Origin of the sequence: Pseudomonas sp. TWP3-2, assembly GCF_049897765.1 — a bacterium.
In the GTDB taxonomy this organism is placed as follows: domain Bacteria; phylum Pseudomonadota; class Gammaproteobacteria; order Pseudomonadales; family Pseudomonadaceae; genus Aquipseudomonas.
On the sequence record NZ_JAFCWW010000001.1, the window covers coordinates 13,329 to 29,695 of the forward strand.

General features: G+C 61.5%; 1 protein-coding gene. It reads right to left on the reverse strand.

Translation table 11 applies throughout. The annotated features are described in order from the left end of the window. Positions 1 to 115: 115 nt before the first annotated feature. On the reverse strand, positions 116 to 16,057 hold the full coding sequence (locus tag ACP7EE_RS00070) for a LapA family giant adhesin (RefSeq protein WP_426232645.1): 15,942 nt from the start codon (positions 16,055 to 16,057) through the stop codon (positions 116 to 118). Positions 16,058 to 16,367 lie beyond the last annotated feature (310 nt).

Sequence of the window (16,367 nt, forward strand, 5' to 3'; positions counted from 1 at the left end):
CTGTCAGCAGCATAGCCAACTGCGCGCGAGTATGCGGTGCGCCGAGCGAATCGTCACCGGGGCGACGGACGCAAACGTGACGGCCGCCCCATTGGGGCGGCCGTATGTTCATGCATCAGCTGTTGTTGTGATCGACCTTGATGGTCGGGTCGCTACCCGCGATCAAGTTGTGAATGTTGGCGCTCGACCAGTTGTTGCCTTCCAGTTTGATCGTCACGTCTGGCGTGGCGGCTGCCGCGTCGGCCGAGTTGAACTTGCCGCCCGAGCTGACTTGCAGCGACGACACGCCGTCGACCGTGCTGATCTTGAGGAAGTTGTCGATGGTGCTGCCGGTCTCGCCTTGCAGCAGATCGCGCAGGTCGATACGGTCACCTTCGCTGGCCTTGAAGTCTTTGATCACGTCGTTGCCGGTGTCACCGGATTTCCAGACGAAGGTGTCGCCACCGGATCCACCGATCAGGATGTCGTTACCCGGCCCACCCATCAGCGTGTCATTGCCAGTGCCGCCGAGCAGAATGTCATTGCCCTTGCCGCCGTCGAGCGTGTCGTTACCGCCTGCGCCGAACAGGATGTCATTGCCCGCGCCGCCCAGCAGCGTGTCGTTGCCATCGTGCGCACCGGACACATCGAACGCCTGATAGTGCTCGGTGATGTACTGGTGCACGTTGCTGGTGGTGACTTTGCTGACATCGACGCCGGTTTCCTTGGCGACGAACGCCTGCATCGCCTGATAACCCTCGCCAGCAATGCCGTTGAAGCTCACCAGATCGCCAAACAGGATGTCGTTGCCGTCGCCGCCATTGACCGTGTCGGAACCCGGCAGCGTCGCTTCGGTGTGCCCGATGATCGAGTTGGCCAGGTCCTTCGGATCGATGTTGGTTTGCGGCGTCTTGTCCGAATCGTACGGTTTCAGGTCGTTGAGGCTGACACCGCTGTTGAGGCCGATGGCTTCGACGTTCGACAGATTGCTCAGCAAGGTGAAGCTGCTGCCGGAGTTGCTGGTGGTGTAGTAATCGGTGCTGCTACCAGTGCCCGCCAGGCCGGAGAACTCAAAGGTTCCGTCGCCCTGAGCATGCAACGTGCCGAAGTTCTGATACGACCAGCTGTTACCCGACTTGGTCCAGACCGTCACAGCACCCGCTGCAGTGATATCAATCTGGTGCGTGCTGTCCGGAGTCAGGCTGACCGCGGTACCCAACTTGTAGTTGGCGGTAGTGATCAGGCTGTCGAGAGTTTTATTGCCGTACAGGTACGGATTTGTCGACTCGCCGGTCTGGTAGTAGGTCGGCTGGCCATCGGTGATGAAGTACGTGAGGTTCTTCGCCCCGGTGTTGGCAACCGCTTCAGCGCTCTGGAAGAAGTTGGCCGTGGTTTTGAACACGTCTTCATAGTTGGTGCCGCCGCCGGACGACATAGAGTCCAACACTGCCTTGAGCTTGGTCAGGGCGTTCGGATCGTTGAGGTTCACCGACACCGACTGTTTGACCTGGGTATCGAAGTCCACCAGGAAGATGTTCACCGTGCCCGAGTTGCCGCCCATGCTTTGCTTGAGGGTGTTGAACACCGACGTCAGCGAGTCCTTGGCCGCGTTCAGCGACGAAGCGCTCATGCTGCCCGAGCTGTCGACCATGAACGCGATGTTGTAGTTGGTGCCCGGCACCACGGTCAGGCCACCGATGTCGGCGACGACGATGTCGTTGCCATCGGTGCCGACGACAGTGTCGTCAGCCGAGGTGGCAGTGATGGCGTTGTACACCGCTGGCACCACGGTGACCGGGATGGTCGCAGTGCTGCTGGCCGATCCGCCGACGGCTTCGGTCGAAGTCGAGGTCACGGTCAGGTTGAACTGGCCGTTGTAATACGTCGGCGGGGTCACGGTCAGGCTGCCGAGGTTCCAGCCGGTGACGTTGGCTTCGCCGTTGCTCGCGGTCACGGTGAAGCTGTGGCCTGCGCCGTCGCTGAGGACCGAGCCGACCGGCGCGCCGCTGATCTTGATGCTCAGGGTTTCCGAACCGTCGGTGTCGGTCAGCGCAGTGCTGATCGACGACAGTTTCACCGTGGTGCCTTCGGCGCCTGTGTTGAGTTTGTAGCCGTCGTAATAACCTTCGCCATTAGTGCCGTGCAGATCCGACACGGTCACACCGGCGTTCGCCAGATCCTTCACGCCGGTGTACAGCGGCACGCCGGCGCTGCTCAGGTCGATCGGCGTGCTGCCATTTACCGACAGGTCAACGTTATAGCTACCAGGGCCGCTCTGGTTGTGGTGGTAGATGTCCAGCGTGTAGTAGCCGCTGGTGGTCGGGGTGAACGAACCGTTGATCGCGCCGCCCGCGCCCCAGGTACCCGAGGCCACGTTCTTGCCACCAATGGTGATCAACAGGCTGTCATCGGCGATGCCGCTGAAGGTGTAGGTCTTGCCGGCTTCGAGGTAAATCAGGCCGGAAGTTTTCGACGCGGTGCCCGCAGTCACGCTGCCATCGGACTGCACGTTGTTCACTGTCCCACTGGAGTTCGGCTTACCTGCGCCGTCGATCACGTTTTTCAGCGTGGTCGAATCTGCACCATTGCCGTTGGTGCCGAGGCCCGACAGACCGGTCCAGACTTCCTTGATCAGCCCGGTGGATTTCACGCTGTTATCAGCGACGTTCAGAGTCGGAGCATCCGCCACTGGCGTGATGTCGATCTTGATCGTGCCGGTGTTGCCCAGCGCCTGGCCATCGGTTGGCTGGAATTTGATCTGCGCGTAGTCAGCCTGGTTGTTGCCCAGACCGTTGCCGCCGTAACCGTTGACACCCGACTCGTTGGCATCCGGCATGAAGCGCAGTTTGCCGGCGTCGATATCAGCCTTGCTGAAGGTCTGATTGTTGGCCACGTCTTTCCAGGTCGAACCGTCCAGATACTGCAGTTTGCCTTCGCCCGGCAGCTGGGTGATTTTCACGCCGAGACTGGCGGCCGGGCTGTCGACGTCACTGACGCCGAAGGTCGACCAGCCGAGGATCAGCGGTGTGTCTTCGGTGCCGGTGACGTTGAGCGGTGCAGCCACCGGCGCGTCGTTGACTGCCACCACGTTAACCATGGTGGTCGCGGTGTTGGAGTAGTTGCTGCCATCAGTCACGGTCACGGTAATGATCCGCGGCACGGTGCTCGGGTCGTCACTGCTGTTGGTGAAGCTGATGTTCTTGATCGCCTGCATGTAGTCAGCGAGCGTCGCGTTGCCCGACAGCGTCAAGGTCACGGTGCCGTTGGTGCTGTTGGCATTAATGGTGATGCCGTTGACGCTGTTGCCGAGGTTCAGCGCATCGCCGTCCTGACGGTTGGTCAGCACCACGGTCGCGCCGGTCAGCATAGTGCTGTCCGGGTCGGTGATCTTCAGATCGGTGTCGGCAATCGACACGCCCGCGCCCGGGGTATTTTCGGTGAAGGTCACCTTGTAATCGGCACCGGTAGCGCCGCTGGAATTGTTGGCATCGAGGTCAATGACCGGCGGCGCATCGTTGTCGATGATCGAGGTACTGACGCTGCCATTGGTGGCGCTGACCGCAAGATTTTCGAAGTTGCCGCCCGTCGCCGAATCGATCTTGACCACGAAGTTCTCGGTGCCTTCGGTGATCTTGTCATCGATGGTCGCGACGTTGAAGGTCGCGGTGCTCGCGCCTGCCGGGATCTTCACGGTGTACACACCGGTGAAGTCCGAACCGTCGGCGGCGGTGCCGCTGTAGACGATTTTCAGCGTCACGTCGGTCTGTGCCGGGTGGGTCAGGCTGACGGTGTAGCTGGCGGTCTGGCCTTCGGTCACCGAGGTGCTGCCAGTGATGCTGACTTGAGCAGTGTCGATGGTGTCGGTGACATTGGTCACGGCTGGTGTTGTGCTTGGGACCAGCTTTTCGAAGTTGCCACCGGTGGCGGTGCTGATTGTTGCCTGCACGGTTCCGGCGTCTTTGTAGACGTCGTCTGCCGGAGCAGGGACAGACACGGTGCCGGTGGTTTTGCCTGCGTCGATGGTGATCACTGCGCCGTTCGACAGAGTCACGGTGACTGGCGAGCCAGCCGCGTTGGTCAGGGTGGCGGTGTAGACAATCGAACCGCCCTCGGCGACCGAATTGGTAGCGGTCAGCGACAGGTTGGTGGTGTCGACGGTGTCGGTCACGGTGGTGCTGACCGGAGTCTTGTCCGCAACGAGGTTTTCGAAGTTGCCCCCGGTCACGGTGGTGATCGAGTTGGTGATCGGTGCATGACCGGTCAGCGCATCGTTCGACGCGGTGGTGGTCGCGGTGCCAGTGGTTTGGCCGACGCCGATGGTGATGGTCTGGCCGTTGGCCAGAGTCACGACAACAGGCGAGCCGGTCACTGGAGCACCGACGGTAGCGGTGTATGTGACGGTGCCGCCTTCAGCCACGGTGCCGGTTGCAGTCAGTTTCACGCCCGTGGTGTCGATGGTGTCGGTGACGCTGGTGACGGCTGGCGTGGTGCTTGGTACCAGGTTTTCGAAGTTGCCACCGGTGGCGGTGCTGATGGTTGCCTGCACGCTACCGGCGTCTTTGTAGACGTCGTCAGTCGGGGCAGGGACGGTCACAGTGCCGGTGGTTTTGCCCGCTTCGATAGTAATCACGGCGCCGTTGCTCAGGGTCACCGTCACTGGCGAGCCAGCAGCGTTGGTCAACGTCGCGGTGTAAGTGATCTGGCCACCCTCGGCCACGGAACCGGTCGCACTGAGCGACAAGTTAGTGGTGTCGACGGTGTCGGTCACGGTGGTGCTGACCGGAGTCTTGTCCGCCACAAGGTTTTCGAAATTGCCCCCGGTCACGGTGGTGATCGAGTTGGTGATCGGTGCATGACCGGTCAGCGCATCGTTCGACGCGGTAGCTGTCGCGGTGCCAGTGGTTTGGCCGACGCCGATGGTGATGGTCTGGCCGTTGGCCAGAGTCACGACAACAGGCGAGCCGGTCACTGGAGCACCGACGGTAGCGGTGTAAGTGACGGTGCCGCCCTCGGCTACGGTGCCGGTTGCCGTCAGCTTCACGCCCGTGGTGTCGATGGTGTCGGTGACGCTGGTGACGGCTGGCGTGGTGCTTGGCACCAGGTTTTCGAAATTGCCACCGGTGGCGGTGCTGATTGTTGCCTGCACGGTTCCGGCGTCTTTGTAGACGTCGTCTGCCGGAGCAGGGACAGACACGGTGCCAGTGGTTTTGCCGGCATCGATGGTGATCACAGCACCGTTCGACAAGGTCACGGTGACTGGCGAGCCAGCAGCGTTGGTCAACGTCGCGGTGTAGATGATCGAACCACCCTCGGCGACCGAATTGGTAGCGGTCAGCGACAGGTTGGTGGTGTCGACGGTGTCGGTCACGGTAGTGCTGACTGGCGTCTTGTCTGCTACGAGGTTTTCGAAGTTGCCACCGGTTACGGTGGTGATCGAGTTGGTGATCGGTGCATGACCGGTCAGCGCATCGTTCGATGCGGTAGTGGTCGCGGTGCCAGTGGTCTGGCCAACGCCGATGGTGATGGTCTGGCCGTTGGCCAACGTCACCACAACAGGCGAGCCGGTCACTGGAGCACCGACGGTGGCGGTGTAAGTGACGGTGCCGCCTTCAGCCACGGTGCCGGTTGCCGTCAGCTTCACGCCAGTGGTGTCGATGGTGTCGGTGACGCTGGTCACGGCTGGTGTGGTGCTTGGGACTAGGTTTTCGAAGTTGCCACCGGTGGCTGTGCTGATCGTGGCCTGTACGGTGCCGGCGTCTTTGTAGACGTCGTCGGATGGTGCTGGGACGGTCACGGTGCCGGTGGTTTTGCCGGCGTCGATGGTGATGACAGCGCCGTTGCTCAGAGTCACTGTGACTGGTGAACCAGCGGCGTTGGTCAGGGTTGCGGTATAGACAATCGAACCGCCCTCGGCCACAGAACCGGTCGCGCTGAGCGACAAGTTAGTGGTGTCGACGGTGTCGGTCACAGTGGTGCTGACCGGAGTCTTGTCGGCCACGAGGTTTTCGAAGTTGCCGCCGGTCACGTTGGTGATCGAGTTGGTAATCGGTGCATGACCGGTCAACGCATCGTTCGACGCGGTAGCTGTCGCGGTGCCAGTAGTCTGGCCAACACCGATGGTGATGGTCTGGCCGTTAGCCAGGGTCACGGTCACTGGCGAGCCAGTCACAGGCGCGCCGACAGTCGCGGTGTAAGTGACGGTGCCGCCTTCAGCCACGGTGCCGGTTGCAGTCAGCTTCACGCCCGTGGTGTCGATGGTGTCGGTGACGCTGGTCACGGCTGGCGTTGTGCTTGGTACCAGGTTTTCGAAATTGCCACCGGTGGCGGTGCTGATCGTGGCCTGCACGGTACCGGCGTCTTTGTAGACGTCGTCGGATGGGGCTGGAACGGTCACGGTGCCAGTGGTTTTGCCGGCGTCGATGGTGATGACAGCGCCGTTCGACAAGGTCACGGTGACTGGCGAGCCAGCGGCGTTGGTCAGCATCGCGGTGTAAACAATCGAGCCACCCTCGGCCACGGAACCGGTTGCGCTCAGCGACAGGTTAGTGGTGTCGACGGTGTCGGTCACAGTGGTGCTGACCGGAGTCTTGTCGGCTACGAGATTTTCGAAGTTGCCACCGGTCACGGTGGTGATCGAATTGGTGATCGGTGCGTGACCGGTCAACGCATCGTTCGACGCGGTAGTGGTCGCGGTGCCAGTGGTCTGGCCAACGCCGATGGTAATGGTCGAGCCATTGGCCAAGGTTACGGTGACAGGCGAACCGGTGACTGGCGCGCCAACAGTCGCGGTGTAGGTGACGGTGCCACCTTCAGCGACGGTCGTGTCGGCCGTCAGTTTCACCGTCGAAGTGTCGATAGTGTCAGTAACTTCGGTAACAGCCGGAACGGTGCTTGGTACCAGGTTTTCGAAGTTGCCACCGGTGGCGGTGCTGATCGTGGCCTGCACGCTGCCGGCGTCTTTGTAGACGTCGTCGGATGGGGCTGGAACGGTCACGGTGCCAGTGGTTTTGCCGGCGTCGATGGTGATGACAGCGCCGTTCGACAAGGTCACGGTGACTGGCGAGCCAGCGGCGTTGGTCAGCATCGCGGTGTAAACAATCGAGCCACCCTCGGCCACGGAACCGGTTGCGCTCAGCGACAGGTTAGTGGTGTCGACGGTGTCGGTCACAGTGGTGCTGACCGGAGTCTTGTCGGCTACGAGATTTTCGAAGTTGCCACCGGTCACGGTGGTGATCGAATTGGTGATCGGTGCGTGACCGGTCAACGCATCGTTCGACGCGGTAGTGGTCGCGGTGCCAGTGGTCTGGCCAACGCCGATGGTAATGGTCGAGCCATTGGCCAAGGTTACGGTGACAGGCGAACCGGTGACTGGCGCGCCAACAGTCGCGGTGTAGGTGACGGTGCCACCTTCAGCGACGGTCGTGTCGGCCGTCAGTTTCACCGTCGAAGTGTCGATAGTGTCAGTAACTTCGGTAACAGCCGGAACGGTGCTTGGTACCAGGTTTTCGAAATTGCCACCGGTGGCAGTGCTGATGGTTGCCTGCACGCTGCCGGCGTCTTTGTAGACGTCGTCGGATGGTGCTGGGACGGTCACGGTGCCGGTGGTTTTGCCGGCGTCGATGGTGATGACAGCACCGTTCGACAAGGTCACGGTGACTGGCGAGCCAGCCGCGTTGGTCAGTGTCGCGGTGTAAGTAATCTGGCCACCCTCTGCCACGGAACCGGTCGCGCTGAGCGACAGGTTGGTGGTGTCGACGGTGTCGGTGACGGTGGTGCTGACCGGCGTCTTATCGGCCACGAGGTTTTCGAAGTTGCCGCCAGTCACGCCCGTGATCGAGTTGGTGATCGGTGCGTGACCGGTCAGCGCATCGTTCGACGCGGTAGTGGTCGCGGTGCCAGTGGTCTGGCCGACGCCGATGGTGATGGTCTGGCCGTTGGCCAAAGTCACCACAACCGGCGAGCCAGTCACAGGAGCACCGACGGTCGCGGTGTAAGTGACGGTGCCGCCTTCGGCCACGGTGCCGGTTGCAGTCAGCTTCACGCCGGTGGTGTCGATGGTGTCGGTGACGCTGGTCACGGCTGGCGTTGTGCTTGGCACCAGGTTTTCGAAATTGCCACCGGTGGCGGTGCTGATCGTGGCCTGCACGCTACCGGCGTCTTTGTAGACGTCGTCGGATGGCGCTGGGACGGTCACGGTGCCAGTGGTTTTGCCGGCGTCGATGGTGATGACAGCACCGTTCGACAAGGTCACGGTGACTGGCGAGCCAGCCGCGTTGGTCAGTGTCGCGGTGTAAGTAATCTGGCCACCCTCTGCCACGGAACCGGTCGCGCTGAGCGAGAGGTTGGTGGTGTCGACGGTGTCTGTAACTGTGGTCGAAACCGGTGTTTTGTCGGCGACCAGATTCTCGTAGTTGCCGCCCGTCACGCCAGTGATCGAGTTGGTCAGCGATGCCTGACCGGTCAGCGCGTCGTTCGGCGCGACGGTGGTGACGGTGCCAGTGGTTTTACCCACTTCGATGGTAATGGTCGAGCCATTGGCCAGGGTTACGGTGACTGGCGAACCGGTGACTGGCGCGCCGACAGTCGCGGTGTAGGTGACGGTGCCACCTTCAGCCACAGTTGTATCGGCAGTCAGTTTCACCGTCGAAGTGTCGATAGTGTCAGTAACTTCGGTAACAGCCGGAACGGTGCTTGGCACCAGGTTTTCGAAGTTGCCGCCAGTAGCGGTGCTGATCGTGGCCTGCACGCTGCCGGCGTCTTTGTAAACGTCATCGGTTGGTGCTGGAACGGTCACGGTGCCAGTGGTTTTGCCGGCATCGATAGTGATCACAGCACCGTTCGACAGCGTCACGGTCACAGGCGAGCCAGCGACGTTAGTCAGTGTTGCGGTGTAGATGATCGAACCGCCTTCAGCCACGGAATCGGTAGCGCTGAGCGACAGATTAGTGGTGTCGACGGTATCGGTGACGGTGGTGCTGACCGGAGTCTTGTCCGCAACGAGGTTTTCGAAGTTGCCGCCCGTCACGTTGGTGATCGAGTTGGTGATCGGTGCATGACCGGCCAGCGCATCGTTCGGTGCAACGAAGTTCACCGTGCCAGTGGTTTTGCCCACTTCGATGGTGATGTTTTGACCGTTGGCCAGCGTCACGGTGACCGGCGAACCAGTAACCGGTGCGCCTACAGTCGCGGTGTAAGTAACCACACCACCTTCAGCCGCCGACTCAGTCGCGGTCAGTTTGACCGTCGTGGTGTCGATGGTATCGGTGACGTTAGTGACCGCCGGAACAGTACTCGGCACCAGGTTCTCGAAGTTGCCGCCAGTGGCCGTCGAAATGGTCGCTTCGACTTTGCCCGCATCCTTGTAAACGTCATCGGCTGGCGCCGGAACGGTAACCGTGCCGGTGGTTTTGCCCGCTTCGATGGTAATGACAGCACCGTTCGACAGAGTGACGGTGACCGGCGTACCGGCCGGGTTGGTCAAGGTCGCGGTGTAGACGATCGAACCACCTTCAGCCACCGAGTCGCTGGCGGTCAGGTTCAGGTTGGTGGTGTCGTTGGTATCGGAAACCGAGGTGTCGGCTGGCTTGCCGTCCGTCACCAGTTTTTCGTAGTTGCCGCCAGTGGCGCCGTCAATGGTGACGCTCAGCGAGCTGCCGCCAGCCAATGGGCTGTTCGGCGCGACGAAGTTGACGCTGCCAGTGGTTTCGCCGACGGCGATAGTGATTGTCTGGCCGTTGGACAGCGTGACGACAACCGGCGAGCCGGTTACTGGTGCGGTCACGGTCGCGGTGTAAACCACGGTTTCGCCTTCGGCGACGTTCGCGGTGGCGCTCAGCGAAACGGTCGAGGTATCGACGGTGTCGGTGACTTCGGTGACGGCTGGAACGGTGCTTGGCACCAGGTTCTCGAAGTTGCCACCGGTGGCGGTGCTGATGGTTGCCTGCACGCTACCGGCGTCTTTGTAGACGTCGTCGGATGGTGCAGGAACGGTCACGGTGCCAGTGGTTTTGCCGGCGTCGATGGTGATGACGGCGCCGTTCGACAAGGTCACGGTAACCGGCGAGCCGGCAGCGTTGGTCAGCGTCGCGGTGTAGGTGATCTGGCCACCCTCGGCCATGGAACCGGTGGCGCTCAGCGACAAGTTGGTGGTGTCGACCGTGTCGGTCACGGTGGTGCTGACAGGGGTTTTATCCGCCACGAGGTTTTCGTAGTTGCCGCCAGTCACATTGGTGATCGAGTTGGTCAGAGGGGCGTTGCCGGTCAGCGCATCATTGGGCGCGGTGGTGGTCACGGTGCCGGTGGTCTGGCCGACGCCGATGTTGATGGTCGAGCCATTGGCCAGGGTTACGGTGACTGGCGAACCGGTTACTGGCGCGCCGACAGTCGCGGTGTAGGTGACGGTGCCGCCTTCAGCCACAGTTGTATCGGCAGTCAGTTTGACGGTCGAAGTGTCGATGGTGTCGGTGACTTCGGTGACAGCCGGAACGGTGCTTGGCACCAGGTTTTCGAAGTTGCCGCCAGTAGCGGTGCTGATCGTGGCCTGCACGGCGCCTGCGTCTTTGTAGACGTCATCGGCAGGCGCTGGAACAGTCACGGTGCCGGTGGTTTTACCGGCCTCGATGGTGATGACCGAGCCATTGCTCAGCGTCACGGTCACAGGCGAGCCAGCGGCGTTGGTCAGTGTCGCGGTGTAGATGATCGAGCCACCCTCGGCCACGGAACCAGTGGCGCTGAGCGACAGGTTGGTGGTGTCGACGGTGTCAGTAACGGTGGTGGAGACCGGAGTTTTGTCGGCTACGAGGTTCTCGAAGTTGCCACCCGTCACGCCAGTGATCGAGTTGGTCAGCGATGCCTGACCGGTCAGCGCATCATTCGGCGCGGTGGTGGTCACGGTACCGGTGGTCTGGCCGACGCCGATGGTAATGGTCGAGCCATTGGCCAGGGTCACGGTGACTGGCGAACCGGTGACTGGCGCGCCAACAGTCGCGGTGTAGGTGACGGTGCCACCTTCAGCCACAGTTGTATCGGCAGTCAGTTTGACGGTCGAAGTGTCGATGGTGTCGGTGACTTCGGTGACAGCAGGAACAGTGCTCGGCACCAGGTTCTCGAAGTTGCCGCCGGTGGCAGTGCTGATGGTTGCCTGCACGCTACCGGCGTCTTTGTAGACGTCGTCGGATGGAGCTGGAACGGTCACGGTGCCAGTGGTTTTGCCGGCATCGATAGTGATCACAGCACCGTTCGACAAGGTCACGGTGACTGGCGAGCCAGCGGCATTAGTCAGGGTTGCGGTGTAGATGATCGAGCCACCCTCGGCCACGGAACCAGTCGCGCTCAGAGACAGATTGGTGGTGTCGACGGTGTCGGTAACTGTAGTGCTGACCGGAGTTTTGTCGGCTACGAGGTTTTCGAAGTTGCCGCCCGTCACGCCAGTGATCGAATTGGTCAGCGATGCCTGACCGGTCAACGCATCGTTCGGCGCGGTGGTGGTCACGGTGCCGGTGGTTTTACCCACTTCGATGGTAATGGTCGAGCCATTGGCCAAGGTTACGGTGACAGGCGAGCCGGTTACTGGCGCGCCAACAGTCGCGGTGTAGGTGACGGTGCCACCTTCAGCCACAGTTGTATCGGCAGTCAGTTTGACGGTCGAAGTGTCGATGGTGTCGGTCACTTCGGTAACGGCCGGAACGGTGCTCGGAACCAAGTTCTCGAAGTTGCCGCCGGTTGCGCCGGTAATGGTCGCTTCGACGTTGCCGGCGTCTTTATAGACGTCATCGGCAGGCGCAGGAACGGTCACGGTGCCGGTGGTTTTGCCGGCGTCGATAGTGATCACAGCGCCGTTCGACAAAGTTACGGTCACTGGCGAGCCAGCAGCGTTGGTCAGCGTGGCGGTGTAGACAATCGAACCGCCCTCGGCCACAGAACCGGTCGCGCTGAGCGAGAGGTTGGTGGTGTCGACGGTGTCTGTAACTGTGGTCGAAACCGGTGTTTTGTCGGCGACCAGATTCTCGAAGTTGCCGCCCGTCACGCCAGTGATCGAGTTGGTCAGCGATGCCTGACCGTTCAGCGCGTCGTTCGGCGCGACGGTGGTCACGGTGCCGGTGGTCTGGCCGACGCCGATGGTGATGGTCGAGCCGTTGGCCAGGGTCACGGTCACCGGCGAACCGGTGACTGGTGCACCGACAGTTGCGGTGTAAGTGACGGTGCCACCCTCGGCCACAGTCGTGTCGGCAGTCAGTTTGACGGTCGAAGTATCGATGGTGTCGGTGACTTCGGTGACGGCTGGCGTGGTGCTCGGCACCAGGTTCTCGAAGTTGCCACCGGTGGCAGTGGTGATCGTTGCCTGAACGGTACCGGCATCTTTGTAGACGTCATCCGCCGGGGCCGGAACGGTTACGGTGCCAGTAGTTTTGCCGGCCTCAATGGTGATCACCGAGCCGTTGCTTAACGTCACGGTCACAGGCGAGCCAGCGACGTTGGTCAGGGTTGCGGTGTAGGTGATCTGGCCACCCTCGGCCACGGAACCAGTCGCGCTGAGCGACAGATTGGTGGTGTCGACGGTATCGGTAACTGTGGTCGAAACCGGCGTCTTGTCAGCCACGAGATTCTCGTAGTTACCGCCGCTGACGTTGGTGATCGAGTTGGTCAGCGATGCCTGACCGGTCAATGCATCATTCGGCGCGGTGGTGGTCACGGTACCGGTGGTCTGGCCGACGCCGATGGTAATGGTCGAGCCATTGGCCAGGGTCACGGTCACCGGCGAACCGGTCACTGGCGCACCAACAGTCGCGGTGTAGGTGACGGTGCCACCTTCAGCCACAGTTGTATCGGCAGTCAGTTTGACGGTCGAAGTGTCGATGGTGTCGGTCACTTCGGTAACGGCCGGAACGGTGCTCGGAACCAGGTTCTCGAAGTTGCCGCCGGTTGCGCCGGTAATGGTCGCTTCGACGTTGCCGGCGTCTTTATAGACGTCATCGGCAGGCGCTGGAACAGTCACGGTGCCGGTGGTTTTGCCGGCCTCGATGGTGATGACCGAGCCATTGCTCAGCGTTACGGTCACAGGCGAGCCAGCGGCGTTGGTCAGTGTCGCGGTGTAGGTGATCTGGCCACCCTCGGCCACGGAGCCAGTCGCGCTGAGCGACAGATTGGTGGTGTCGACGGTGTCGGTGACCGTGGTGCTCACCGGAGTTTTGTCGGCTACGAGGTTCTCGAAGTTGCCACCCGTCACGTCAGTGATCGAGTTGGTCAGCGATGCCTGACCGGTCAGCGCGTCGTTCGGCGCGACGGTGGTGACGGTGCCAGTGGTTTTACCCACTTCGATGGTAATGGTCGAGCCATTGGCCAAAGTCACAGTAACCGGCGAACCGGTTACTGGCGCACCGACAGTCGCGGTGTAAGTGACGGTGCCACCTTCAGCCACAGTTGTATCGGCAGTCAGTTTGACGGTTGAAGTATCAATGGTGTCGGTCACTTCGGTAACCGCTGGCGTGGTGCTTGGCACCAGGTTCTCGAAGTTGCCGCCAGTCGCGGTGCTGATCGTGGCCTGAACGGTACCGGCGTCTTTGTAAACGTCATCGGTTGGTGCTGGAACAGTCACGGTGCCGGTGGTTTTGCCGGCCTCGATGGTGATCACAGCACCGTTCGACAAGGTCACGGTGACTGGCGAGCCAGCGGCGTTGGTCAGGGTTGCGGTGTAGACAATCGAGCCACCCTCAGCCACGGAACCGGTCGCGCTCAGCGACAGGTTGGTGGTGTCGACGACGTCGGTCACCGAGGTGTCCGCCGGTTTGCCATCCACTGCCAGATTTTCGTAGTTGCCGCCCTTGGCGTCGTCGATCTTGACGCTCAGAGAGCTGCCGCCGGCCAGTGCATCGTTAGGCGCAACGAAGGTCACCGAGGCGCTGCTGGCACCGACCGGAATGGTGATGGTCTGGCCGTTGGACAGCGTCACGACCACTGGCGAACCGGTAACCGGTGCAGTCACGGACGCGGTGTAGACCACGTTGCCGCCTTCAGCCACGGTTGGGGTGGCGGTCAGGCTGACGGTCGAGGTGTCGATGGTGTCGGCAACGTTGGTCACCGCAGGCGTCGGGTCAGTTACCAGATTTTCGAAGTTGCCACCGGTGGCCGTCGAAATGGTCGCTTCGACTTTGCCAGCATCTTTATAGACGTCATCGGCCGGAGCTGGAACGCTCACGGTGCCGGTGGTCGCGCCAGCGGCGATGGTGATCACCGCGCCGTTGCTCAACGTCACAGTGACTGGGGTGCCAGCCGGATTGGTCAGGGTCGCGGTGTAAACGATCGAACCGCCTTCCGCCACATCGCTCGATGCCGACAAGCTCAGGCCAGTGTCGTCTTTCGAATCGGTGATGGTGGTGGTCGCTGGCGCCGGATTTGGCACCAGGTTTTCGAAGTTGCCGCCAGTGGCGGAAGTGATCGTGGTGCTAACGGTGCTGCCGTTGTTGTAAACGTCATTGGCCGCAGTCGGTACGTTGACGCTGCCAGTGGTTTTACCAGCCTCGATGGTGATGACCGAGCCGTTGCTCAAGGTCACGGTTACCGGAGTCTGCGCAACGTTGGTCAAGGTTGCGGTGTAGGTGATCTGACCACCCTCGACGACGGTGCCGGTGGCAGTGAGGGTCAGCCCGGTGTTGTCGATCGAATCGGTAATGGTGGTGGTCGCTGGCGCCGGGTTTGGCACCAGGTTTTCGAAGTTGCCGCCAGTGGCGGAAGTGATCGTGGTGCTGACGGTGCTGCCGTTGTTGTAAACGTCATTCGCTGGCGTCGGTACGTTGACAGTGCCAGTGGTTTGACCGGCGCCAATGGTGATGGTCGAACCGTTGGAGAGCGTGACGGTGACCGGCGTCTGCGCCGGGTTGGTCAGGGTCGCGGTATAGGTGATCTGTCCGCCTTCGACGACGCTGTTGCCAGCGGTCAGGGTGACGGTGGTGGTGTCGACCGAATCGACAATCGTGGTCACGGCCGGCGTCGGATCAGGGGTCAACTGTTCAAAGTTGCCGCCGGTAGCGCCGGTAGCGCCGGTGATCGTGGTGCTGACGGTGCTGCCATTGTTGTAAACGTCATTCGCCGGCGTCGGCACGTTGACAGTGCCGGTGGTCTGGCCGGCACCGATGGTGATCGTCGAACCGTTCGACAGGGTGACGGTGACCGGCGTCTGCGCCGGGTTGGTCAGCGTCGCGGTGTAGGTGATCTGGCCACCCTCGGTGACGCTGTTGCCAGCGGTCAGAGTGACGGTGGTGGTGTCGGTGGTGTCGGTGACCTGAGTCACGGCCGGAGTGGTCGGCGGGGTCACGGTGATGCCATTGCCGCCCGTGGTGCCGGTGACGGTCACGTCGATCTGGGTCGGATCGTTATAAACGGTGTCGTTCGGCGCCAGCGGTACGTTGACGGTGCCGGTGGTGGAGCCGGCGGGGATCACGATCACCGCGCCGTTGGACAGGGTGATGGTCAGGTCGGTCAGCGGCGCCTGAGTCAGAGTTGCGGTGTACACCAGCACGCCGCCGGCTTCGGTGATGGTCGGCGTGGCACTGAGGCTCAGGGTCGACTCACGCACAGCGTTGGTGGTGGTGTCGGTGGTCTGGCCGCCGGTAATGTCCAGCGCAGCCTGGCCGGCCGAGTTGATACCCGCGGTCGGGAAACCAATGGTTGGATCGACGCGGCCAGCGGTTGCATCGAGCATCACGAAGCTGTGGCCACCACCGGCGGCACCGCCAGTCCCTACGGCGGTCGCGCCGGCAGCGGTGGCTTCAAGCGCGGTCGTCGGGTCGACACCGGCGGCGATGGCCTGCTGCAGTTCAGCAACCGACGGCGCGGCTTGCGCGGTGGCCTCTGCCAGATCGGTGCTGGAGGCCGGAGCGTCAGCGCTCCACTGCGTGTCACGGCCCAGATCGAGCGTGCGGCCATCGGCCAGTTCCAGCGACACGGCGCCGGAAACGCCGGTGTCGATTCGATCGCCAGCGTATAGCTTGTCGCCTTCAACGAGAATGCGGCGGATGCCCTCTGGGGACACCACGAAAACCTGACCGACAATGCTTTTGACGATGGCAACAACACTGCTCATTGAAGACTCTCCGGGGTATCACGTTCAGTTGACTTCCATAGGCTGACGGGCGCCTTTGCCAATTCAGTCTGGACGTACTTTTAAAATGTGCGAAACAAGATTGACGCTGATTTGCGTCAATAATCTGGCTATATTTTTTCGCGATTAAGTTTATGCCAAACTATTGACCTTATGGGTGCCATCCTAAACAATCGTCCCACTAATGTCACATTGATATTTAAGCGGCGACCTGTCCTACAGCATGTGATCCAGTTCCGAATTTAAACTTTCCGACATACGGTCATTCCGGTTGCCATCATCCGACGCAGCA

Excerpts from the sequence above, each read along its gene's own strand:
- ACP7EE_RS00070 (WP_426232645.1), bottom strand. The coding sequence starts at position 16,057 with ATGAGCAGTGTTGTTGCCATCGTCAAAAGCATTGTCGGTCAGGTTTTC.